General features: G+C 59.3%; 22 protein-coding genes and 2 tRNA genes. 12 read left to right on the top strand and 12 right to left on the bottom strand.

All coding sequences use genetic code 11. From position 1 onward, the window contains the following. Nucleotides 1-133: 133 nt before the first annotated feature. Nucleotides 134-1,195 (bottom strand): DNA polymerase IV, encoded by a 1,062-nt coding sequence (gene dinB, locus AC1Z1G_RS06220; RefSeq protein WP_347904468.1) that lies wholly within the window; start codon nt 1,193-1,195, stop codon nt 134-136. A 299-nt stretch (nt 1,196-1,494) separates the two neighbouring features. Here dinB and AC1Z1G_RS06215 point away from each other — a divergent pair. From AC1Z1G_RS06215 to AC1Z1G_RS06200, 4 genes are all read left to right on the top strand, one after another. After that, nucleotides 1,495-1,571: transfer RNA gene (locus AC1Z1G_RS06215), tRNA-Met, on the top strand. Between the two features lie 213 nt (nt 1,572-1,784). Next, nucleotides 1,785-1,861 (top strand) — tRNA-Met (locus tag AC1Z1G_RS06210). Between the two features lie 278 nt (nt 1,862-2,139). Continuing rightward, nucleotides 2,140-4,782 (top strand): bifunctional lysylphosphatidylglycerol flippase/synthetase MprF, encoded by a 2,643-nt coding sequence (gene mprF / locus AC1Z1G_RS06205; protein ID WP_483625724.1) that lies wholly within the window; start codon nt 2,140-2,142, stop codon nt 4,780-4,782. Beyond that, nucleotides 4,782-6,077 carry a virulence factor family protein gene (locus AC1Z1G_RS06200; RefSeq protein WP_483625722.1) on the top strand — a complete coding sequence of 432 codons (1,296 nt, stop codon included), beginning with the start codon at nt 4,782-4,784 and terminating at the stop codon, nt 6,075-6,077. Before mprF ends, AC1Z1G_RS06200 begins: the two co-directional genes overlap by 1 nt. A 268-nt stretch (nt 6,078-6,345) precedes the next feature. Here the strand turns inward: AC1Z1G_RS06200 and AC1Z1G_RS06195 are convergent, their stop codons facing one another. Next, nucleotides 6,346-8,187, bottom strand: a complete 1,842-nt coding sequence (locus AC1Z1G_RS06195; RefSeq protein WP_483627767.1) for a potassium transporter Kup — start codon at nt 8,185-8,187, stop codon at nt 6,346-6,348. 386 nt (nt 8,188-8,573) lie between these two features. On the opposite strand from AC1Z1G_RS06195, the gene rimO reads away from it, so the two are divergent. The 5 genes from rimO (at nt 8,574) to tsaA (ending at nt 12,681) form a co-directional block, all read left to right on the top strand. Beyond that, nucleotides 8,574-9,911: a 30S ribosomal protein S12 methylthiotransferase RimO gene (gene rimO / locus AC1Z1G_RS06190; protein WP_483625720.1), complete on the top strand. Its 1,338-nt coding sequence runs from the start codon at nt 8,574-8,576 to the stop codon at nt 9,909-9,911. Between the two features lie 116 nt (nt 9,912-10,027). Next, entirely contained in the window at nt 10,028-10,501 is a 474-nt protein-coding gene (locus AC1Z1G_RS06185; RefSeq protein WP_483625718.1) for an acetyltransferase, read from the top strand. An 82-nt stretch (nt 10,502-10,583) separates the two neighbouring features. Beyond that, nucleotides 10,584-11,294, top strand: a complete 711-nt coding sequence (locus tag AC1Z1G_RS06180; protein WP_483625716.1) for an rRNA pseudouridine synthase — start codon at nt 10,584-10,586, stop codon at nt 11,292-11,294. Nucleotides 11,295-11,361: 67 nt separating this feature from the next. Beyond that, on the top strand, nt 11,362-11,829 hold the full coding sequence (locus AC1Z1G_RS06175) for a YehS family protein (RefSeq protein WP_347904462.1): 468 nt from the start codon (nt 11,362-11,364) through the stop codon (nt 11,827-11,829). A gap of 153 nt (nt 11,830-11,982) precedes the next feature. Continuing rightward, nucleotides 11,983-12,681, top strand: coding sequence for a tRNA (N6-threonylcarbamoyladenosine(37)-N6)-methyltransferase TrmO (gene tsaA / locus AC1Z1G_RS06170; protein ID WP_483625714.1), 699 nt, complete (start codon nt 11,983-11,985; stop codon nt 12,679-12,681). Between the two features lie 184 nt (nt 12,682-12,865). On the opposite strand, the gene fpr is transcribed toward tsaA, so the two are convergent. Continuing rightward, nucleotides 12,866-13,645 carry a ferredoxin-NADP reductase gene (gene fpr, locus AC1Z1G_RS06165; RefSeq protein ID WP_003172178.1) on the bottom strand — a complete coding sequence of 260 codons (780 nt, stop codon included), beginning with the start codon at nt 13,643-13,645 and terminating at the stop codon, nt 12,866-12,868. A 135-nt stretch (nt 13,646-13,780) separates the two neighbouring features. Here fpr and AC1Z1G_RS06160 point away from each other — a divergent pair, with 135 nt between their 5' ends. Then, complete coding sequence (locus AC1Z1G_RS06160; protein ID WP_347904461.1) at nt 13,781-14,707, top strand: LysR family transcriptional regulator; 927 nt, start codon at nt 13,781-13,783, stop codon at nt 14,705-14,707. Between the two features lie 4 nt (nt 14,708-14,711). Here the strand turns inward: AC1Z1G_RS06160 and AC1Z1G_RS06155 are convergent, their stop codons facing one another. The 3 genes from AC1Z1G_RS06155 to AC1Z1G_RS06145 form a co-directional block, all read right to left on the bottom strand. Continuing rightward, the gene (locus AC1Z1G_RS06155) at nt 14,712-15,074 is read right to left on the bottom strand and encodes a diacylglycerol kinase (protein ID WP_483625712.1); all 363 of its coding nucleotides are present in this window, start codon (nt 15,072-15,074) and stop codon (nt 14,712-14,714) included. A gap of 75 nt (nt 15,075-15,149) precedes the next feature. Beyond that, nucleotides 15,150-15,800 (bottom strand): response regulator transcription factor ErdR, encoded by a 651-nt coding sequence (gene erdR, locus AC1Z1G_RS06150; RefSeq protein WP_483625710.1) that lies wholly within the window; start codon nt 15,798-15,800, stop codon nt 15,150-15,152. Between the two features lie 222 nt (nt 15,801-16,022). Next, on the bottom strand, nt 16,023-16,781 hold the full coding sequence (locus AC1Z1G_RS06145) for a tRNA-uridine aminocarboxypropyltransferase (RefSeq protein ID WP_483625708.1): 759 nt from the start codon (nt 16,779-16,781) through the stop codon (nt 16,023-16,025). 189 nt (nt 16,782-16,970) lie between these two features. Between AC1Z1G_RS06145 and AC1Z1G_RS06140 the strand changes: the two genes are divergently transcribed. After that, nucleotides 16,971-17,396: a PA3611 family quorum-sensing-regulated virulence factor gene (locus AC1Z1G_RS06140; RefSeq protein WP_483625706.1), complete on the top strand. Its 426-nt coding sequence runs from the start codon at nt 16,971-16,973 to the stop codon at nt 17,394-17,396. Here the strand turns inward: AC1Z1G_RS06140 and AC1Z1G_RS06135 are convergent, their stop codons facing one another. Continuing rightward, nucleotides 17,397-17,591, bottom strand: coding sequence for a hypothetical protein (locus tag AC1Z1G_RS06135; protein ID WP_483625704.1), 195 nt, complete (start codon nt 17,589-17,591; stop codon nt 17,397-17,399). Between the two features lie 503 nt (nt 17,592-18,094). On the opposite strand from AC1Z1G_RS06135, the gene AC1Z1G_RS06130 reads away from it, so the two are divergent. Further along, entirely contained in the window at nt 18,095-19,213 is a 1,119-nt protein-coding gene (locus AC1Z1G_RS06130) for an LOG family protein (RefSeq protein WP_483625702.1), read from the top strand. Between the two features lie 38 nt (nt 19,214-19,251). Here AC1Z1G_RS06130 and recX read toward each other — a convergent pair whose 3' ends face one another. The 5 genes from recX to AC1Z1G_RS06105 form a co-directional block, all read right to left on the bottom strand. Beyond that, a complete protein-coding gene (recX, locus tag AC1Z1G_RS06125) occupies nt 19,252-19,719 on the bottom strand; it encodes a recombination regulator RecX (protein ID WP_347904454.1) in 468 nt (155 codons plus the stop codon). An 8-nt stretch (nt 19,720-19,727) separates the two neighbouring features. Next, on the bottom strand, nt 19,728-20,780 hold the full coding sequence (gene recA, locus AC1Z1G_RS06120; protein WP_483625700.1) for a recombinase RecA: 1,053 nt from the start codon (nt 20,778-20,780) through the stop codon (nt 19,728-19,730). Nucleotides 20,781-20,863: 83 nt separating this feature from the next. Continuing rightward, on the bottom strand, nt 20,864-21,364 hold the full coding sequence (locus AC1Z1G_RS06115) for a CinA family protein (RefSeq protein WP_483625698.1): 501 nt from the start codon (nt 21,362-21,364) through the stop codon (nt 20,864-20,866). 81 nt (nt 21,365-21,445) lie between these two features. Continuing rightward, nucleotides 21,446-21,982 (bottom strand): lysis system i-spanin subunit Rz, encoded by a 537-nt coding sequence (locus tag AC1Z1G_RS06110; RefSeq protein ID WP_483625696.1) that lies wholly within the window; start codon nt 21,980-21,982, stop codon nt 21,446-21,448. After that, on the bottom strand, nt 21,964-22,527 hold the full coding sequence (locus AC1Z1G_RS06105) for a glycoside hydrolase family 19 protein (protein ID WP_483625694.1): 564 nt from the start codon (nt 22,525-22,527) through the stop codon (nt 21,964-21,966). The genes AC1Z1G_RS06110 and AC1Z1G_RS06105 overlap by 19 nt, the downstream gene beginning before the upstream one ends. Nucleotides 22,528-22,675 lie beyond the last annotated feature (148 nt).

Raw genomic sequence — 22,675 nt, 5'->3', positions numbered from 1 at the left:
GCCTGTTCCCACATTGAACCTGTTGTGAACACACAAATATGTGAACACCTCAGACTCATGCGGGAAGGGCCGAGCGACGTTCGCTTGCTTGCGAAGACGGCCCGACATTCATCGCCACCTCAAAAAACTGACACTACCGCCCGAACAGATCCAACTGTTCAAACCCGCCGCGCAGGTCCTGCAAGCGCACACCAATCCCCAATAGCCGCACCGGCTTACCACCCCGATTGAATGCCTGGGTCAACAGCAGCTGAAAGCTGCCCAGATCCCGCCCCGCCCCGGCCTGCTCCAGCGTGGTCTGGGTAAAGTCATGAAATTTCACTTTGACGAACGGCTTGCCCGGCCGATAGCTGCTGTCGATACGCGCGATGCGCTCGTTGAGGGTGCGCAGCAACTCCGGGAGTTTGTCCAGGCAACTGACCAGGTCAGGCAGGTCCGCGTCGTAGGTGTTTTCTACGCTGACCGATTGTCGACGGCTGTCGTTATGCACCTGGCGATCATCAATCCCACGCGCCAGGCTCCAAAGCCGCTCACCAAAACTGCCAAATTCGCGCACCAGCGCCAACTTGTTCCAGTCGCGCAATTGCAGGCAATCGGCAATACCGAGCTTGGCCAACTTGTTCGCGGTGACCTTGCCAACCCCATGCAGCTTGCTGACCGGCAGTTGAGAAACGAAATCCTCGACCTGATCCGGGGTGATCACAAACAAGCCGTTGGGCTTCTTCCAGTCACTGGCGATCTTCGCCAGAAACTTGTTGGGCGCGACCCCGGCCGACACCGTGATATGCAACTGATTGGAAACCCGGCGCCGGATATCCTGCGCAATGCGCGTGGCACTGCCGCCAAAATGCGCGCAGTCAGACACGTCCAGATAGGCTTCATCCAGCGACAACGGCTCGATCAACTCGGTGTAATCGCGAAAAATTGCCTGAATCTCCTTCGACGCCTCTCTATAGGCCTCCATCCGAGGCTTGACGATCACCAGGTCCGGGCACAGCTTCAAGGCGTGGTGCGACGACATCGCCGAACGCACCCCGTAGGCCCGCGCCTCATAGTTACAGGTGGCGATCACCCCACGCCGATCCGCTGATCCGCCCACCGCCAACGGTTTACTGGCCAGCGTCGGGTCGTCACGCATCTCGATGGCGGCATAAAAACAGTCACAGTCGACGTGGATGATTTTGCGCTGAGTCATAAATAGACGGTGTTCATTGATAAAAATCGGGCTGAAACCAAATGTTTTCGCAGTATCTCACTGACAACTGTATATAGCACCAGTGTTCTGACTCTTCTCGCAGATGCGTAGGAAAGGTCTTTCTGGATTTATTTTTTCAATCGAAACAACAGCATCAATAGAGCTGAAAGCCTTACCCTGCCTGCCTCACAGCCCGGTCATCCCTCCCTGACAAAGCGCTAAGCACTTGAAGATGAAGAGATTTTTCTGAATTAACATTTGACAGGGTGGCGATCCTCTGTAGAATGCCGACACACAGACGCGGGATGGAGCAGTCTGGTAGCTCGTCGGGCTCATAACCCGAAGGTCGTCGGTTCAAATCCGGCTCCCGCAACCAAACATCAAAAAAGGCTACTCGAAAGAGTGGCCTTTTTTGTGCGTGTCGATTTTTACCCTGGACACCTCCCCCCTCGAAAAAACAAAAGTCGTTCCACACTCAATACATGGGATGCCTGTTACATCCGTTTGAGGCTAATTCACGCTTATTTGACCTTATTGGACATTAGCAGTTGACACCTCGGCGTTCCGCTGTAGAATGCCGCCACACAGACGCGGGATGGAGCAGTCTGGTAGCTCGTCGGGCTCATAACCCGAAGGTCGTCGGTTCAAATCCGGCTCCCGCAACCAAACATCAAAAAAGGCTGCTCGAAAGAGCGGCCTTTTTTGTATCTGTAGAAAAGTCCTTTCGCAACAATGATCTGGCAATGTACTGCGCCCCCCCACTCCTCTTCCAGGTCCATCAGATCAGGCTATGCTGAGTCGCAGACAACACCCGCTACAGCGGATCGCGAGCAATCACCGATACACGGTGAGACGCGTTAATATTTGTGATTATTTTTTTCTACAGGGATTGGTAACTTGGCTGGATACCTCCATCCTGTCGCGCACAATCCAAGAGGTGATTGATGCGCGCCAACTCGTCTGATTCACAAGACACCGTCACTGCGACCCAACCGATACCTGCCACTCGCTTGCACTGGCTGGAGCTGCTCAGCAAATATCGTCAGCCCATCGGTCTTGCCGTCACGCTGCTGTTGTTCGCCATTGCATTGATTGCCTGTCGCCACCTGTTAAGCGAACTCGATCTTTACGCGCTGCACGACTCGATCCTTGAAGTACCGAAACCCGCACTGCTGGGCGCACTGGGTGCAACCATCGCAGGGTTCATCATTTTGCTGGGCTATGAATGGTCGGCCAGCCGCTACGCGGGGGTGACACTGCCACCGCGAACGATGATCCTGGGCGGCTTCACGGCGTTCGCTATCGGCAACGCCATCGGGCTGTCGCTGCTCTCCGGCGGCTCGGTACGTTACCGCTTATATGCACGCCATGGCCTGGGCGCCTCCGAAGTCGCTCACATGACGCTGTTTGCCAGTCTGTCGCTGGGTTGCGCCCTGCCACCCCTGGCAGCGCTGGCGACACTCAGCAACTTGCCGGGCGCCTCGAACGCACTGCATCTGCCCCAGACCCTGCTGGCCGCCATCGCCATCGGCGTACTGTTGTTGTGCACCGTGCTGGCCATCGGTATTTATCGCCGACGCCTGCCTGAACAGCCTTACCCCGACAACCTGCTGGTACGAGCCGGACGCCGGACCCTGCGCCTGCCCGGCCGCCGCCTGACCTTCCTGCAATTGGTGATTACCGCATTGGATGTGGCCGCCGCCGCAACCGTGCTTTATCTGCTGCTGCCCGAGGCTCCGCCCTTCGGCGCATTCCTGCTGGTGTACCTGCTGGCGTTGGCCGCCGGCGTGCTCAGCCATGTGCCGGGCGGGGTCGGCGTGTTCGAGGCCATTCTGCTGGCCGCGTTTGCCGACAAGCTCGGCGCCGCGCCACTGGCTGCCGCGTTGCTGCTGTACCGCCTGATCTACGTGGTCCTGCCGCTGCTGGTTGCCTGCATTCTGCTGCTGATCAATGAGGCTCAACGGCTATTCCAGACGCGCCAGTCGCTGAGAGCCGCTTCGGGCCTCGCGGCGCCAGTGCTGGCAATCCTGGTGTTTCTGTCCGGCGTGGTCCTGCTGTTTTCCGGCGCGACCCCGGAGATCGACACTCGCCTGGAACACATCGGCTTCCTGATTCCCCATCGCCTGATCGACGCCTCGCACTTCGGCGCCAGCCTGATCGGCGTGCTCTGCCTGTTGCTGGCCCAGGGCCTGCGCCGCCGCTTGTCGGCCGCATGGATGCTGACCACCATTCTGCTGCTGACGGGCGCCCTGCTCTCGCTGCTCAAGGGTTTCGACTGGGAAGAAGCCTGCCTGATGATCCTGACTGCCAGCCTGCTGGCCGTCTTCCGGCGTTCTTTTTATCGCCCGAGCCGCCTGACCGAAGTACCGTTCTCGCCGCTGTACCTGGTGGCCAGCCTGTGCGTACTCGGGGCCTCGATCTGGTTGCTGCTGTTCGCCTATCAGGATGTGCCTTACAGCCATCAACTGTGGTGGCAGTTCACCCTCGATGCCGATGCTCCGCGTGGCTTGCGCTCGCTGCTGGGTGCCGCCGTGCTGTTGGTGGTGGTATCGCTGACCTGGCTGTTGCGCACCGCTCGCCCGGTGATCCATCTGCCCACGGCCGAAGAACTGGAAAGAGCCACCAAGATCCTCATGGCCTCGGCGCAACCGGACGGTGGCCTCGCCCTGACCGGTGACAAGGCACTGCTGTTTCATCCTAACGACGAAGCGTTCTTGATGTATGCCCGCCGTGGGCGCAGCCTTGTGGCCCTGTACGACCCGATCGGCCCGACCCAGCAACGAGCAGAAATGATCTGGCAGTTCCGCGACCTGTGCGACATCCATCACGCCCGCCCGGTGTTCTACCAAGTGCGCGCCGAGAACCTGCCGTACTACATGGACATCGGCCTGACCGCGATCAAGCTCGGCGAAGAGGCGCGAGTCGATCTGCAGCGTTTCGATCTCGAAGCCAAGGGCAAAGAGATGAAAGACCTGCGCTACACCTGGAACCGTGGCACCCGCGATGGTCTATCGCTGGAGATCTACGAACCAGGCCAGGCGCCGATGGAAGAGCTGAAGGTTATTTCCGATGCGTGGCTGACCGGCAAAAACGTCCGGGAAAAGGGCTTCTCCCTTGGCCGTTTCAGCGATGACTACCTCAAGCACTTCCGTATCGCGATCATCCATTTCGAAGGGCGCCCGGTAGCGTTTGCCAACCTGCTCGAGACTTACGGCCATGACCTGGCCAGCCTCGACCTGATGCGCGCGCACCCGGACGCCCCCAAGCTGACCATGGAGTTCATGATGGTCGGCCTGATTCAGCATTATAAAAATCATGGATATGCACGTTTCAGCCTGGGCATGGTCCCACTGTCGGGCCTGCAACCCCGTCGTGGTGCACCACTGACCCAACGCCTCGGCTCGATGGTGTTCCGCCGTGGCGAGCAGCTCTATAACTTCCAGGGCCTGCGCCGCTTCAAAGACAAATTCCAGCCTGACTGGGAACCTCGTTATATGGCCGTGCCCGCAGGACTTGATCCGCTGGTGGCACTGGCCGATACCGCCGCCCTCATTGCGGGCGGCTTGACTGGATTGGTGAAACGCTGATGATTCAACGCTCCTGGCGGTATGTATTGGCCACTCTGGTAGGGCTGGCCTTGATTCTCGGTGGTGGCTACTGGTACTGGAACCGTCCGGCACCGGAACCGACCCTTGAACTGCTGACACCGGCCGACGGTGCAGTGATGACCCGGGTTATTCCTGGTACCAAGCCCCGCGCCCAGGTGCTGGTGGCGGTGAACGAAGAACAGAAACTCAGCGACAAGCAGCTCATGACCCTGAGCCGGGGCGGTGCCGCGCAGATCGTTCAGGTGATCCTGCCCAAGGATTGCATGCAGCAGGGCCGCGCCCTGCAATCGGCGCTCAAAGAGCTTCAGGGCCCGGCGACGCTGGTCAGCGGCATCGGCCCTGGCGCGGTCCTGGCCTGGCGCTGGCTGGCCGAGCAGAAGGACGACAAGGCTCAGGCCGTCTCGGTCGACCTGGCACTGGAAAAACCCGGCTGCACACACCTGCTACCCAAAAACGCTGCCCACGGGCACTGGCTCGTGGCCTGGAACGACAACCCGGACGACACCAGTGCCGGCTTCGTGCGTGACCAGCCCAACGCCGAAACCAGCATCAGTGACTACGACATCAACCTGCCGCAAGTGCTGAACAACGAACTGCGCAAGATCCTCGTCGGTGCCGACAAGGGCAACGGTGGCCTGAACATTCCGGTGGTCGAAGTCCCGGCCGGCCAGGCCAAGGACACCGTCACCCTGTTTCTCTCCGGCGACGGCGGCTGGCGCGACCTGGACCGCGACGTGGCGGGCGAGATGGCCAAGATCGGCTATCCGGTGGTCGGCATCGACACCCTGCGCTACTACTGGCAGCACAAGAGCCCCGAGCAGAGCGCCATCGACCTGACCGAACTGATGCAGCACTACCGGCAGAAGTGGGGCACCAAGCGCTTCATCCTGACCGGTTACTCGTTCGGTGCCGACGTCTTGCCGGCCATCTACAACCGCATGCCGGACAGCGAGCAGCAACGGGTCGACGCGATCATCCTGCTGGCCTTTGCCCGCACCGGCAGCTTCGAAATCGAAGTCGACGGCTGGCTCGGCAACGCGGGCAAAGAAGCCGCCACCGGCCCGGAAATGGCCAAGCTGCCCGCCGGAAAAGTGGTGTGCATCTACGGCGAAGAAGAAGTCGACGAAAGCGGCTGCACCGACAAGACTGCGGTTGGTGAAGCCATGAAGCTGCCGGGCGGCCACCACTTCGACGAGAACTACCCGGCGCTGGCGCAGCGTCTGGTCGACATCATCGTCAAGCGCCAGGGCGCCACCAAGGTCGCTGAAGAGTGATCTGAGCACCCCTCACAAAAAGCCCCCGCCACCTTATGGTCGCGGGGGCTTTTTCATTCCTGTGCACACCAGAGCCCTTGTGGGAGCGAGCCTGCTCGCGAAAGCAATATCAGCCGCCACACATCCAGTGCCTGTAATGCAGCTATCGCGAGCAGGCTCGCTCCTACACTGGATGTTCAGCGCATTCGGATTCAGCGCTCGCCTCAGGTACTTCACACATGAAAAAAAGCCCCCGCTGCCGCAAGGCAACGGGGGCTTTTTGAGTGGCTTACATCTCGACCTGAGTACCCAGTTCGATCACCCGGTTCACCGGCAGCTTGAAGAACCGCAGGTTACCGTTGGCGTTCTTGAGCATGAACGCAAACAGCGCTTCGCGCCAACGGGCCATGCCTTCGAGCTTGGAGGCGATGACCGTCTCGCGGCTGAGGAAGTACGTGGTGCGCATCGGGCTGAAATCCAGTTCATCGAGGTGGCACAGTTTCAAGGCCTGAGGCACATCCGGCTCATCGGTAAACCCGAAGTGCAGAATCACCCGGAAGAACCCTTCACCATAGGAATCGACCTCAAACCGGCGCTGCGTCGGCACCCGCGGAATGTCTTCGTAGACCACCGTCAGCAGCACCACCTGCTCGTGCAACACCTGGTTGTGCAGCAGGTTGTGCAACAACGCGTGAGGGACTGCGTCCGGTCGCGCCGTAAGGAACACCGCCGTACCCTGAACCCGATGAGGCGGTTGCACGCGAATACTGCTGATGAAGATCGGCAGCGGTAGCCCGCCCTCGTCCAGACGGTCCACCAGCAGCTCTTTACCGCGCTTCCAGGTAGTCATCAGGACAAACAGCACAATCCCCGCCAATACTGGAAAGGCACCGCCCTGGACGATTTTCGGCACGTTGGCGGCAAAGAACAGCCCGTCCACCAGCAAGAAGCCAATCAGGATCGGCACCGTCAGGATCGGCGACCATTTCCACAGCAGCAACATCACCGCCGACACCAGGATGCTGGTGATCAACATGGTCCCGGTCACGGCCACACCATACGCCGAGGCCAGGGCGCCAGAGGACTCGAAACCGATCACCAGCAGGATGACCCCGACCATCAACGCCCAGTTCACCGCGCCGATGTAGATCTGGCCTTGCTCAGCACTCGACGTGTGTTGGATGTACATCCGTGGAATGTAACCCAGTTGAATCGCCTGACGGGTCAGGGAGAACGCACCGGAAATCACCGCTTGCGAGGCGATCACCGTGGCCAGGGTGGCCAGCACCACCAGCGGCACCAGGGCCCAGCTCGGTGCCAGCAGGTAGAACGGGTTACGCGCCGCTTCCGGGTTTTCCAGCAGCAAAGCGCCCTGCCCGAAGTAATTGAGCACCAGCGCCGGCAACACCAGGGCAAACCAGGCGCGGGCAATCGGCTTGCGACCAAAATGGCCCATGTCCGCATACAGCGCTTCAGCACCGGTGAGTGCCAGCACTACGGCCCCGAGGATGGCCACACCCATGCCCGGATGAACGATGAAAAAGCGCACACCCCACACCGGGTTCAGCGCCTGGAGCACTTCAGGATGTTGCGCAATACCATGAACGCCCAGCACCCCCAGCACGACAAACCACAACACCATCACCGGGCCGAACAATTTGCCGATGCGGTCTGTGCCGTGTTTCTGGATCAGGAACAACGCCACCAGCACGATCAGCGCCAATGGCACCACCCAGCGCTCCAGCCCGTCGAACGCCAGCTCCAGGCCTTCCACGGCCGACAGCACGGAGATCGCGGGCGTGATCATGCTGTCGCCATAGAACAGCGCAGCGCCAATCAGCCCTAGTATCACCAGCACGGTGCGCAATCGCGGATACGGCGACGCGGCGCGTCGGGCCAGCGCCGTCAGCGCCATGATCCCGCCCTCGCCCTGGTTGTCAGCCCGAAGAATGAACAGCACGTACTTGATCGAGACGACCCAGACCAGTGACCAGAAAATCAGCGCCAGAATCCCGAACACACCGTCGTGATTGACCGGCACCCCATAATGTCCGGAAAACACCTCTTTAAGCGTATAGAGCGGGCTGGTGCCGATATCGCCATAAACCACCCCGACCGCCGCCACCAGCATTCCCAAGGGTTTTGTAACCCCGGAATGCTCTGAGCCTGCCACCTGACTACTTGCCTGACCCATCAACCACTCCTGCCACCAAGACCGGGGCTTCATATAAAAAGCACGACGCCGAGCAAACGCCTAGGCTTTGAAAACCTGCGCCAACTGCCGTGCAGCATGCGCTGTTTTACTTATTGATACAGACGAATTCTTGACTACAAAAATACGCCTGGGTGTAACGGCGCGAAGCATAGCGCAGCACTCGTCGTATTTCCCTGCATAAAGCTGGTCAAGTGAACGGAGCGCCGCTAGAATTGCGCACTTTTTGATCAGAGGCGCGTCAAGCGCCCGTCTGTCGCCTTGCCGTTGTCGGCTGGAGGCGTCACAAAACACCGAGGTTAGACATGTCCACCACTCCTGCGCCGGCCAATCCAAAAGTTGGCTTCGTATCCCTGGGTTGCCCCAAAGCACTGGTCGACTCCGAGCGCATCCTTACCCAGTTGCGCATGGAAGGCTATGACGTGGTGTCCACCTACCAGGACGCCGATGTCGTGGTGGTCAACACCTGCGGCTTCATCGACTCGGCCAAGGCCGAATCCCTGGAAGTGATCGGCGAAGCCATCAAGGAAAACGGCAAGGTCATCGTGACCGGCTGCATGGGCGTCGAAGAAGGCAACATCCGCGACGTACACCCAAGCGTGCTGGCCGTGACCGGCCCTCAGCAGTACGAGCAAGTGGTCAACGCCGTTCACCAGGTCGTGCCGCCACGCCAGGATCACAACCCGCTGATCGACCTGGTGCCGCCGCAAGGCATCAAACTGACGCCGCGCCACTACGCCTACCTGAAGATTTCCGAAGGCTGCAACCACAGTTGCAGCTTCTGCATCATCCCCTCGATGCGCGGCAAACTGGTCAGCCGCCCCGTGGGCGATGTCCTCGACGAAGCCCAGCGCCTGGTCAAGTCCGGCGTCAAAGAGCTGCTGGTGATTTCCCAGGACACCAGCGCCTACGGCGTCGACGTCAAGTACCGCACCGGTTTCTGGAACGGCGCGCCGGTAAAAACCCGCATGACCGAACTCTGCGAAGCCTTGAGCAGCCTCGGTGTCTGGGTCCGCCTGCACTACGTTTACCCGTATCCGCACGTCGACGAACTGATCCCGCTGATGGCCGCCGGGAAAATCCTGCCGTACCTGGACATCCCGTTCCAGCACGCCAGCCCGAAAGTCCTCAAGTCGATGAAACGCCCGGCCTTCGAAGACAAGACCCTGGCGCGCATCAAGAACTGGCGCGTGATCTGCCCGGACCTGATCATCCGTTCGACCTTCATCGTCGGCTTCCCCGGCGAAACCGAAGAAGACTTCCAGTACCTGTTGAACTGGCTGACCGAAGCCCAGCTCGACCGCGTCGGCTGCTTCCAGTACTCGCCGGTCGAAGGCGCACCCGCCAACGACCTGGACCTGGACGTGGTGCCGGACGACGTCAAGCAGGACCGTTGGGAGCGCTTCATGGCGCACCAGCAAGCCATCAGCACGGCGCGCCTGCAACTGCGCATCGGCCGTGACATCGAAGTACTGATCGACGAAGTCGACGAGCAAGGCGCGGTCGGCCGTTGCTTCTTCGACGCCCCGGAAATCGACGGTAACGTCTTCATCGATGGCGCGGGCGACCTCAAGCCAGGCGACAAGGTCTGGTGCCGTGTAACCGACGCCGACGAATACGACCTGTGGGCTGAAAAGATCTAAGCTGTAAAAAAACCGAAAAGCCCCGCTCTCTTCACGAGATGCGGGGCTTTTTTAGGTCTATCGTTTTGTGCAGTCACAGGTTCCAGCGTCACTCACCGCACAAGGGGCATACGGCCATGGGCCAACACTCTGTCATCCACACACCGAAACAGAGCGACTACGAAGAACTCACCCGCCTCTGGGAAGCTTCGGTGCGCGCCACCCATGACTTTCTGCCGGACAGCTACATCGAGCAGCTGAGAGAACTGGTCCGGACCCGCTACCTGGATGCGGTGATGCTGATCTGCACCAAGGATCACCGCCAGCACATCACCGGGTTCGCCGGCATCGCAGCAGGCAAGATCGAAATGCTGTTCATCGACCCGGACCATCGTGGCGAAGGCCTGGGCAAACAACTGCTGCACTACGCCATCGAACACTTCAGCGCTGATCAACTGGACGTCAACGAACAGAACCCCCAAGCCCTGGGGTTTTACTTCAAACAAGGCTTCGAAGTGATCGGCCGCTCCGAACACGACGGCATGGGCCAGCCTTATCCGCTGCTGCACATGCGCGCCAAACAGCCCCAACGGCAGGTTCGGCGCGGCTAAAAGCCACACAACGCAAATGGACTCGCGATTAACCGGCGCGAGGCAGGTACAATGCCCACCCCTTTTTGTAACGGCCCCTGTCATGACTGACCCGATTCGTCTCTCCAAACGCCTCATCGAACTGGTCGGCTGCTCCCGTCGGGAGGCCGAGCTGTTCATCGAGGGCGGCTGGGTCACCGTGGACGGCGAAGTCATCGATGAGCCGCAGTTCAAGGTCGACACCCAAAAGGTCGAACTCGACCCCGAAGCCAAAGCCACTGCGCCGGAGCCTGTCACCATCCTGCTGCACGCACCCGCAGGCATCGACGCAGACGCCGCGCTGCTGACCCTTGGCGCCGAGACCCTGAGCGAAGAACATCGCTTCAGCAAACGCCCGCTCAAGGGCCACTTCCTGCGCCTGACCGCCAGCGCCGACTTGCAGGCCAATGCCAGCGGCCTGCTGGTGTTCACCCAGGACTGGAAGATCCTGCGCAAACTCACTGCCGACGCCAGCAAGATCGAGCAAGAGTATGTGGTCGAAGTCGAAGGCGACATGGTCGCCCACGGCCTCAACCGCCTGAACCACGGCCTGACCTACAAGGGCAAGGAACTGCCAGCGGTCAAAGCCAGCTGGCAGAACGAGAACCGCCTGCGCTTCGCGATGAAAAACCCGCAACCGGGGATCATCGCCCTGCTCTGCCAGGCCGTCGGCCTCAAGGTCATCGCCATCCGCCGCATCCGTATCGGCGGCGTGTCCATCGGCAAAGTGCCGGTCGGCCAATGGCGCTACCTGTCCGCCAAAGAGAAATTCTGAGGCTGCTCCACTTTTTCGGCGGTGCAGTTCCCTGCACCGCCCACAGCACAATGATCAGGACTGACACATGATTCATAACGACGTACTGCGCAGCGTGCGCTACATGCTCGACATCAGCGACAAGAAAGTCATCGAAATCATCAAGCTCGGCGGCATGGACGTGAGCCTGGAAGACCTGGTGACGTACCTCGACAAGAAAGAGGAAGACGAGGAAGGCTTCGTGCGCTGCCCGGACGTGGTCATGGCCCACTTCCTCGATGGCCTGGTGATCTTCAAGCGTGGCAAGGACGACAGCCGTCCGCCGCAGCCGATCGAAGTGCCGGTGACCAACAACATCATCCTGAAAAAACTGCGCGTGGCCTTCGAACTGAAAGAAGACGACATGCACGCAATCCTCAAGGCCGCCGAGTTCCCGGTGTCCAAGCCTGAGCTAAGCGCCCTGTTCCGCAAGTTCGGCCACACCAACTATCGCCCGTGCGGCGACCAGTTGCTGCGCAACTTCCTCAAGGGCCTGACCCTGCGCGTTCGCGCCTGATCCCTCAAGCGGCGGTGAGCGATCATGCTTGCCGCCCGCTTCACTCCTGGCCCTGCCAGTGAGCTCAGCGACGATAGCGGACTGACTGCCACCACCGATCCAGCGTTCGCTCGGGTTATCATGCCCGCCCACATCCCGCTTTGACCCCAGACCATGACCTACAGCGTTTCCCCCATCGGCTTTGTGCGTTCCTGCTTCAAGGAAAAGTTCGCCATACCGCGCCAACCGCAACTGGCGCCGGCCGCACGCGGCATTCTGGAACTGGTGGCGCCGTTCGATCAGGGCGATGCCGTGCAAGGCCTGGAACAGGTGAGCCATGTCTGGCTGCTGTTCCTGTTTCATCAGGCGCTGGAAGACAAGCCTCGGCTCAAAGTCCGCCCGCCGCGCCTGGGGGGCAACAAGTCCATGGGCGTTTTCGCCACCCGCGCAACCCATCGCCCCAATGGCATCGGCCAATCGGTGGTCAAGCTGGACAAGGTTGAAGCCAATCGCCTGTGGATCTCCGGCATCGACCTGCTGGACGGCACGCCGATTCTCGACATCAAACCCTATGTGCCCTACGCCGACATCATCCCTGAGGCGTCCAATGCGATCGCCAGCAGCGCGCCACTGCTAATTCCGGTGCGGTGGGCAGATACCGCCCTGCAACAGGCTCACACGCACGCTCAGCGCCTTGAAGAACCCCTGGTCGAACTGATTGAGCAATGCCTGGCGCAAGACCCACGCCCGGCCTACCAGACGCCTGCCCCCGAGCGCGAATACGGCGCGCAGTTCTGGGACCTGGACGTGCGCTGGCATTACCCGCAAGCCGGGCTGATCCGCGTACTCGAAGTCATCCCCGCCAACGTCTGAACCCCGGAAACGAAAAAGCCCGCGCTGCCTTCTCAGGCAACGCGGGCTTTTTAGGGGACGCAAATCCAATGTAGGAGCGGGCTTGCTCGCGAAAGCAGACGTTCAGCCAACATCATTGCTGAATGCTAAACCGCTTTCGCGAGCAAGCCCGCTCCCACACAAGTACGATCCCAGAGGGATGGGCTTACTTCTCGACGAACGCTCGTTCGATCAGGTAGTCACCCGGCTCACGCATACGCGGCGATACTTTCAGGCCGAAGCTGTTGAGCACTTCGCTGGTCTCGTCGAGCATGCTCGGGCTACCACAGAGCATGGCGCGGTCGTCTTCAGGATTGATCGGCGGCAGGCCGATGTCGCTGAACAGCTTGCCGCTGCGCATCAGGTCGGTCAGACGGCCTTCGTTCTCGAACGGCTCGCGGGTCACGGTCGGGTAGTAGATCAACTTCTCACGCAGCGCTTCGCCGAAGAACTCGTTCTGCGGCAGGTGCTCGGTGATGAACTCGCGGTAAGCGACTTCGTTGACGTAACGCACGCCGTGGCACAGGATCACTTTTTCGAAACGCTCGTAGGTTTCCGGGTCCTGGATGACGCTCATGAACGGCGCCAGACCGGTACCGGTGCTGAGCAGGTAAAGGTGTTTGCCAGGCTTCAGGTCGTCCAGTACCAGGGTGCCGGTCGGTTTCTTGCTGATGATGATCTCGTCGCCTTCCTTCAGGTGCTGCAACTGCGACGTCAGCGGACCATCGGGAACCTTGATGCTGAAGAATTCCAGATGCTCTTCCCAGTTCGGGCTGGCAATCGAGTAAGCGCGCATAAGCGGGCGGCCGTTTGGTTGTTGCAGGCCGATCATCACGAACTGACCGTTCTCGAAGCGCAGGCCCGGATCGCGGGTGCACTTAAAGCTGAACAGAGTGTCGTTCCAGTGATGAACACTGAGGACACGCTCGTGGTTCATGTTGCTCATGTACGGGGGACTCCTGGAAATTTGTTTGCGCATGCTCTGCGCCAAATGAGCTGAGCGCAATTGCATAGCATTCTAATGGCGGCGACAATATCTGTTAAATGGATTATTAAGATAAGGGTTATCGGTTATATAGATATGCGATTTACTCTACGTCAACTTCAAGTCTTCGTCGCTGTCGCTCAGCAAGAGAGCGTATCGCGTGCTGCGGGCCTGCTCAACCTCTCGCAATCGGCCGCCAGCACCTCTATTACCGAGCTTGAGCGCCAGTCCAGCTGCCAGCTGTTCGACCGCGCTGGCAAACGGCTGAGCCTCAACGCCCTGGGCAAACAGCTGTTGCCACAGGCGGTGGCCTTGCTGGATCAGGCCAAGGAAATCGAAGACCTGCTCAATGGCAAGTCCGGTTTCGGCTCGCTCGCCGTCGGCGCCACGCTGACCATCGGCAATTACCTGGCGACCTTGCTGATCGGCAGCTTCATGCAGGTTCACCCCGAAAGCCAGGTCAAACTCCATGTGCAGAACACCGCGCATATCGTGCAACAGGTTGCGCACTATGAAATTGATCTGGGTCTAATCGAAGGCGACTGCAGCCACCCGGACATCGAAGTGCAAACCTGGGTCGAGGACGAACTGGTGGTGTTCTGCGCGCCCCAGCATCCGCTGGCCAAACGTGGCACCGCGACCATGGATGAACTGACCCACGAAGCATGGATCCTGCGCGAACAGGGGTCCGGCACGCGCCTGACCTTCGATCAAGCCATGCGCCATCACCGCAGCGCGCTGAATATCCGGCTCGAACTGGAACACACCGAAGCGATCAAGCGCGCGGTGGAGTCAGGTTTAGGGATTGGGTGCATTTCGCGACTGGCACTTCGCGATGCGTTCCGACGCGGCAGCCTGGTGGCAGTGGAAACGCCGGACCTGGACCTGGCGCGGCAGTTCTATTTCATCTGGCACAAGCAGAAATATCAGACGTCGGCCATGCGCGAATTCCTCGACCTGTGCCGCGCTTTCACCGCAGGGGTTCAGCGCAGCGACGAGATCGTCCTGCCAACCATCGCCTGAAGCATTAGATCAGAATCACCGCCCACACCAGCGTGATCATGCTCAGGGCCACGAACTGAGCGGCGCTGCCCATGTCCTTGGCGTTTTTCGACAGTGGGTGGCGCTCAAGGGAAATCCGGTCGATGGCCGCTTCCACGGCAGAGTTCAGCAGCTCGACAATCAGCGCCAGCAGACAAACGGCAATCAGCACGGCCCGTTCGACGCGGCTGACGTTCAGCAGGAACGTCACCGGAATCAAAATGACATTGAGCAAGACCAATTGACGGAAAGCGGCTTCGCCGGTGAAGGCTGCACGCAAGCCGTCGAGGGAGTAACCACCTGCATTGAGAATGCGCTTGAGACCGGTTTGACCTTTGAAAGGCGACATAGAGTAGGCAACTGAACCAAAAGGAGTGGGAAAACTAGACCAATAAAAGTCAAAAAAGCGTGAACACGTAAGCCCTTAATGGCTCGAAATTGACTCAAGTTGTTGCAACAGCAAAGCAGCCTGAGTGCGGGTCCGCACGCCCAGCTTGCGAAAAATCGCAGTAACGTGGGCCTTGATCGTCGCTTCCGAAACGCTCAGCTCATAGGCAATCTGCTTGTTCAGCAAACCTTCGCAGACCATGGTCAAGACGCGAAACTGCTGCGGTGTCAGACTCGCCAGGCCTTCGCTGGCAGCCTTGGCTTCGTCTGAAACACTGACAGCTTCGAATGCCTGCGGCGGCCAGAAGACATCGCCATCCAGCACCGCTCGCACGGCTTTCTGGATCACGTCCAGTGAACTCGACTTGGGAATGAAGCCGCTGGCCCCGAACTCACGGGAGCGCACCATGATTGACGCTTCTTCCTGAGCCGACACCATCACCACCGGAATTTGCGGGTATTGACCGCGCAACAGCACCAACCCGGAGAAACCATAGGCACCGGGCATGTTCAGGTCCAGCAACACCAGATCCCAGTCAGCTTTCTCGGTCAGACGGGTTTCGAGCTCGGCAATGCTCGCCACTTCCACCAGGCGAACCTCGGGGCCAAGGCCCAGGGTCACGGCCTGATGCAGCGCGCTACGAAAAAGTGGATGGTCATCGGCAATCAGGATTTCGTATGTGGCCATTTTTCAAATGATCCTGTTTTTCATGGCTGGCTTGATGCATTCAAGCCTCACCCAAACAACGCGAGGTGCCGCCACAAAGCGGCACCAACAGGGCACGTTCAACGCCAAGAACCCATAAAACCGGCGTTTCAATCATCGGCCGCACCCTAATCGGCGCCAAGGATGCCCAGCGAAGCCGGGGTGGTCAAGCCGCACGCCAATGGTTGTCAGTATGGGCGACGCTCAGCAGATGGCAGGCGCTGCCTGCCGGACAAAGGGCAGCAGTTCGGTATGAGCGGGTGTCGAGACATCCAGCTCCAGTTGATGCTTGGCATCCAGGTAGTGCTGACTGAAGACATCAAAATACGCGCCCAGCGCCGATGCAGCATCCTGATCCCCCGCCAGGTCGAGGCACAAGGCCGCCACCTCTGCTGTGCACAGGTGCTCGCTGCGGGTCGAGCGGCGCAAACGGTAACGGGAGAGTTTCTCGGGCAGCAGGCTCAGGATCGGGAACCCGTCAAAATAGGGACTCTTGCGGAAAATCTTCCGCGCTTCGGTCCAGGTGGCATCCAGCAGAATAAACAGCGGACGTTTTTCACAAGCCGTGTCGACCGTGTGGGTCACTCGTTCCTGGGCCACGTACTCACCGGGAAAGACCAGATAAGGCTGCCATTGCGGGTCCGAGAGCAGTTTAAGCAACTCGGGATCAACCTCGGTGCGCGACCAGATAAAGGCAAAGTTGTCGGTGACCACATCCGCGATCAGCCAGCCGGTATTGCTTGGCTTGAATACTTCCTTCCTCGTCATGATCAAGCACACCCCGGCCCGAGCCTGAACCTGTGGACGCCAGTCGCACAGGCAGTGGCTCTCGATCACACGGCACGAATGGCAACGAGGCGCCCTTGAACCACGGGCCAGAAAAGGCTTGGTGCTCTCTTCTTCTCGTTCATCGCGCAGGCGGGCGACGGCGTTCATCGCAAAGCGTGGAACGGCATGACTCATGGCTGGCAACGCCGGCAGGGAAGGCAAATCGACACGAAACACACTCGAAAGGGTAAAAAGTCGCGGCAGTTTATCAGAGCGGCCCGTACAAACCTGTACCGTCCAAACCCTCTCCCCTATAATCCGCCGCCACTGAACGCACAGCCTCGTGGCTGGTCGAAGCACCAGTCACTGACCCAGGAGAGTTTCATGCTGCGCCTTATCGTTCCAACCGCCGCCCTTCTGCTGGCCCTGCCGTTCAGCGCGCAGGCCGCCTCGCTGAAAGATATGAACCTGAGCAAAATGCTGGAAAAGGTTGCAGCGGAAAGTAACGTCGGTCTGCCTCGGGAAATCAGTGAGAACATTCTCGACCAAGGCTATACCGTCGAAGGCAAGGAACTGGTTGACCACCTCAGCGTGCAATCAAGCTATGCCGAGCAGATGCGTGCCAATCCAAAAGCGGTTTACCTGCAACTGGGTGCCAGCGTTTGCCGTAACCCGAACTACCGCAAACTGATGGCTCAAGGCGCGATCATGCGTTACGAGTTCACCGAGAACAAAACCAACCGCCCAGTGGCATCGGCCAAGTTCCAGGAATCGGATTGCCCGGCGCAACCTGCACAAAAGAAGAAGTAATCACTGCGAGCCGGCGCGCCGTTGCTCATCATCGGCGCGCAGTTCCGCCACCAGCGCCTGCAAGTAGGGCGAGCGCTGTTCTTTGCCTTCCAGGCGCCGACGGCATTCATCTTCCAGGCTTACATGATTGTGCTCGGCCGCCGATTGCAATAATCGATACAGCTGCGTATCGATCTCCAGAATAACCAGGGTCATACCCGCCTCCGTGCACGTGATCGCCAGTCATTGCGCGATAATTCCCCCACAACTCGTCAGCCTTGCGGCGTGCCCCCAACGCAATGCTGTCTTGTTATGTCTGTCACTCAGTAAATCAGAGCCCCGAGCATTCGGCACAGGTTCTGACGGGCGGTGAAAACCGGTTGCAAACCCGCAATAAGTGATTGCCAGTGAAGACTTTCGAGGACCATGATCAAGTCAGCGCAACTCACCGCGAGCGTCTAGATTCAGTGTATTCATGTTCAACGTTCAAGGCAGAAAAGGGGCTGCCCATTCAGAGTCTTGCAGTGCGAACGTTTCTTTCATCCAAGGGATAAACAGAGCCCGTCTGGATGACTCGACCGCCACTCAGCACTTCATGGCCATGTCGAGTCGGGTGTGGTGCCCAGCCCTCTTTGCGGGCTGACAGCGACACAAGCAGTGTCGTGGCTCGGGCGAATTTCTCGTTCGGGCCGAAGGTTCTGTGTAGAAGGAGAAGTTGAATGCCTTACCAACCGAATGACCTACTCGTACGTCATTTTCAAAGCAACGGCGTCGATCTCACCAGCAAGATCGAAGAACAACTCAACCTGGTTTCACCCAATAGCCCGAATATTCCAATTTATCGCGACATGATGTTGACTGTCTTGCGCATGGCGCAAGAAGACCACAACCGCTGGAATGCCAAGATCACCCTGCAAGCCTTGCGCGAACTGGAGCACGCCTTCCGCGTGCTGGAGCAGTTCAAGGGACGACGTAAAGTCACCGTTTTCGGCTCCGCACGTACGCCTGTCGAACACCCGCTGTACGCCCTGGCCCGGGAGCTGGGCGAAAAACTCGCTCAATCAAACTTGATGGTCATCACCGGTGCCGGTGGTGGAATCATGGCGGCTGCCCATGAAGGGGCTGGGCGGGATCACAGTCTTGGATTCAATATCACCCTGCCCTTCGAACAACATGCCAACCCGACCGTCGACGGCACGGACAACCTGCTGCCGTTTCACTTTTTCTTTACCCGCAAACTGTTCTTCGTCAAGGAAGCCGATGCGCTGGTCCTTTGCCCTGGCGGTTTTGGCACGCTGGACGAAGCCCTGGAAGTACTGACCCTGATCCAGACCGGCAAAAGCCCGCTGGTGCCAGTGGTCCTGCTGGACACCCCAGGCGGTCATTTCTGGCAAGGTGCCCTGGACTTCATCAAGAACCAACTGGAGGCCAACCGCTACATCCTGCCCACCGACATGAAGCTGATGCGTCTGGTAAACAACACCGAAGAGGCCGTCCAGGAGATCAATCAGTTCTACCTGAACTTCCATTCCAGTCGCTGGCTCAAGCATCAGTTTGTGATCCGCATGAACCACACGCTCAATGATCGGGCGCTCGAACACATGCAGTCCGCATTCGCCGACCTGTGCTTGAGCGATCATTTCCATCAGCATGCCTATGCAGGCGATGAACATGACGAAGCACAGTTCAGCCACCTGACTCGACTGACATTTACCTTCAATGCTCGTGATCACGGACGTCTAAGGGAGTTGGTCGACTACATCAACTTGCCGGAAAACTGGGCCCCGGCACAGGCCAAGACACAACAGCGGGCCCGTGAGCCGGTCAAAGTCACATAAAAAAACGGCCCGGCTATCGAAGTAGCGGGCCGTTTCAGTCAATCGTCCATCCCACGGCCGCTGAACAAGCGGCCGATCATTTCCATGGAATATCCCCGATAGGCGAGGAAGCGGCCTTGCTTGGCGCGCTCACGGGCATCTATCGGTAAATGCCCGGCAAACTTACGCCGCCAAGTGTCTTCCAGTTGCTCTTGCCAACTGATGCCGCTTTCGCGCAAAGCAAGCTCAATATCGGCACGCTGCAAGCCGCGTTGACTCAACTCTTCACGAATACGCAAAGGGCCGTAGCCGGAACGGGCGCGGTAGGAAACAAAGCTTTCAAGGTAGCGGGCTTCGGACAGCAAGCCTTCTTCCGTCAGACGGTCGAGCGCTGTGCCGATCATTTCATCAGGAGCGCCGCGCTGACGCAGTTTACGCGTCAGCTCGACTCGACCATGCTCGCGTCGCGCGAGCAGGTCCATTGCCGTTCGCCGCACCGCGACGAGGGTATCGAGTACGGCGGTCATTGGATCAATCAGATATCAGCATCAGCCAGGTCATCTGCGGTTTCTTTAACCGGAGATGCTTTGACGTCAGCAGTCGGCGTCAGCAGTTTGTCGCGAATCTGTTTCTCAAGGGTCGCCGCGATGTCCGGGTTCTCTGCCAGGAACTTGGCCGAGTTGGCCTTGCCCTGACCGATCTTGCTGCCGTTGTAGGCATACCATGCACCGGACTTCTCAACGAAGCCGTGCAGAACCCCCAGGTCAATCATCTCACCGTTGAGGTAGATGCCCTTGCCGTAAAGAATCTGGAACTCAGCCTGACGGAACGGCGAGGCAACCTTGTTCTTCACAACCTTGACGCGGGTTTCGCTACCCACAACCTCGTCACCCTCTTTCACCGCGCCGGTACGGCGGATGTCCAGACGAACCGAAGCGTAGAACTTCAGCGCGTTACCACCCGTGGTGGTTTCCGGGCTGCCGAACATCACGCCGATTTTCATCCGGATCTGGTTGATGAAGATCACCAGGCAGTTGGCGTTCTTGATGTTACCGGTGATTTTACGCAGCGCCTGGGACATCAGACGGGCTTGCAGGCCCACGTGCATGTCACCCATTTCGCCTTCGATTTCAGCTTTCGGCACCAGGGCGGCCACGGAGTCGACGATGATCACGTCAACGGCGTTGGAACGCACCAGCATGTCGGTGATTTCCAGGGCTTGTTCGCCGGTGTCCGGCTGGGAAACCAGCAGGTCGTCAACGTTGACCCCCAGTTTGCCGGCGTATTCCGGGTCCAAGGCGTGTTCGGCATCGACGAACGCGCAGGTCGCGCCCGCTTTTTGAGCCTGGGCGATCACGGACAGCGTCAGTGTGGTTTTACCGGAGGATTCAGGACCGTAGATTTCAACGATACGGCCTTTTGGCAGACCGCCAATGCCGAGTGCGATGTCCAGACCCAGAGAGCCAGTGGAAATAGCCGGGATCGCCTGACGGTCCTGATCGCCCATACGCATTACGGCACCCTTGCCGAATTGACGTTCGATCTGACCCAGGGCCGCAGCCAAGGCTTTCTTCTTGTTGTCGTCCATTAAAGTCCTCACGTAATCAATAAGGCCTGACGGCCAACACCTGTATAAGTAGCCAGTATTATTCCACAGCGTTTCGGGATCGCCTACCCCTGATTTGAGATTTCTCCGGCCGCATGCTGCAGCAGCCCCTCTAGCGCGGCCTTCACCGTTTGTCGGCGGACGTCATCGCGGTTGCCGGAGAAGTGCCGGCACTCGGCATACACCGCCTCGCCGACACCCCAGGCCAGCCAGACGGTGCCCACCGGTTTGTTCGGCGAACCACCGTCCGGCCCGGCAATGCCGCTGACCGCCACGGCAAAACGCGCATGGCTCTTGTGCTGGGCGCCGCGCACCATGGCCTCGACCACCTCGCGGCTGACGGCCCCCACCTGAGTGAACAACCCGGCCGGTACATTCAGTTGCAGGGTTTTCTGACGATTGGAATAGGTGACATAACCGGCCTCGAACCAGGCCGAGCTGCCGGCCACCCGGGTAATTGCCTCGGCGATCCCGCCGCCCGTGCAGGACTCCGCGGTGCTGACGTGGGCATTGAGCACTTGCAAACGCCGACCAAGTTCAGCGGCAAGCTGGGTGATTTCGTTCACGACTTTCTCCTGATCGGGCTGACACAAGGCCTACCCTACAGGAGCAGAAGGCGCTTGCAAGGCGCAGTTTCAATCAAAATATCAGCGCGCCAATGCCCTGATATAGGCCTGACAGGCCTGCAAGGCAATCAGTCCCCGGTCTCCTGCGTCGGTGATGCCGATAATTCGTTGAGCATGCGCCGGCTCAAGTCGGGCGCGTGTGGCTGCATGAACCACGCCGCCGGTGGCGGCGGGGGCTGGCAGTCCACAACCGGCGCCGGCATCACGGCTGTCGAGGATGACTGACAGGCGCACATCAGCAGTGGCAAGACGGTCGCGCAAACGACCTTGATCCTGTTGTGCATCGCTCAAGGCCTTTGAATAAGTGTGATCGCTGGCCTGGAGCCGTTGCTCCAGCGCCAGTCGCTTGTCCTGTTCGGTGCGCTGTTGGGTCGCCGCCGCCAGGGTCTGTTGGCTCAGCGTTTCAGCCTGGGCCCTGGCAAGTTCCGCCAGTTTCCGACCGTAACGCCATTCCTGAATATGCCAGGACAGCGCCGCTGCGCTGCTCGCCACAATGGCCAGCAGCACAGCAACACCGATTACCCGGTAAGACGTCGGGATCAGGCCGAAGGCAGGCATAGCACCGCCCTCGCCCGCACCCAGAGCTGCAAACGCTCTTGCAGCCCGTTCAACCCGCCGTTGATGCGGCGGGTGATGGTGTTGAACTGGTCACGATCGGCCAGTTCATTCAACCCGTTCAGCGCCCAGAACCAGGCCGCCGACTCGGCCGCCCATTGCGGCTGCTCCAGCAACTGCGGCAGTGTCAGCAAACGCTCATCGCCGAACAGCCCGAGGCTGCATCGGCGATAGTTGTCGCGGCCGGTGATCTGGATCAACCCACGCCCCCGGTAGCGCTGACCGTCACCATCGGCTTCAGGCGTATTGCCCAAACGAATGGCCAGCGTACCGGTGTCGTATTTGCTCAGGTACTGATCACCGCCCAACTCACGCACATACCGCAACTGCCCCGACTCATGACCGATTTGCGCAAGGAAAGCGGCAATGCGTTTGGGGCTGTTGATCTGATGGCGAGCCATGGCGGTGTTCAGGACAGAAATGAAAACGCCCGCTTGGGAGCGGGCGTTGGGCATGATTTCAAGGAGTTGTGACTCAGTTAACGGCATGACCTGCGATCCTGTTCTTTACTCAAATGTTAACGATCCAGGATCCCTATCAATCAGACAGCACCAACGCTGCCGAGAGACGGCGTTGCGTAGATCACTGTAACCATAAAGTAAGAACCATGATCCAGATTGGAGATCTGATGGGTTT

Source organism: Pseudomonas sp. JL27(2026) (assembly GCF_056933555.1).
The sequence above is the reverse complement of the archived record's forward strand: the minus strand, read 5'-3'. Positions and strand labels throughout refer to the sequence as shown.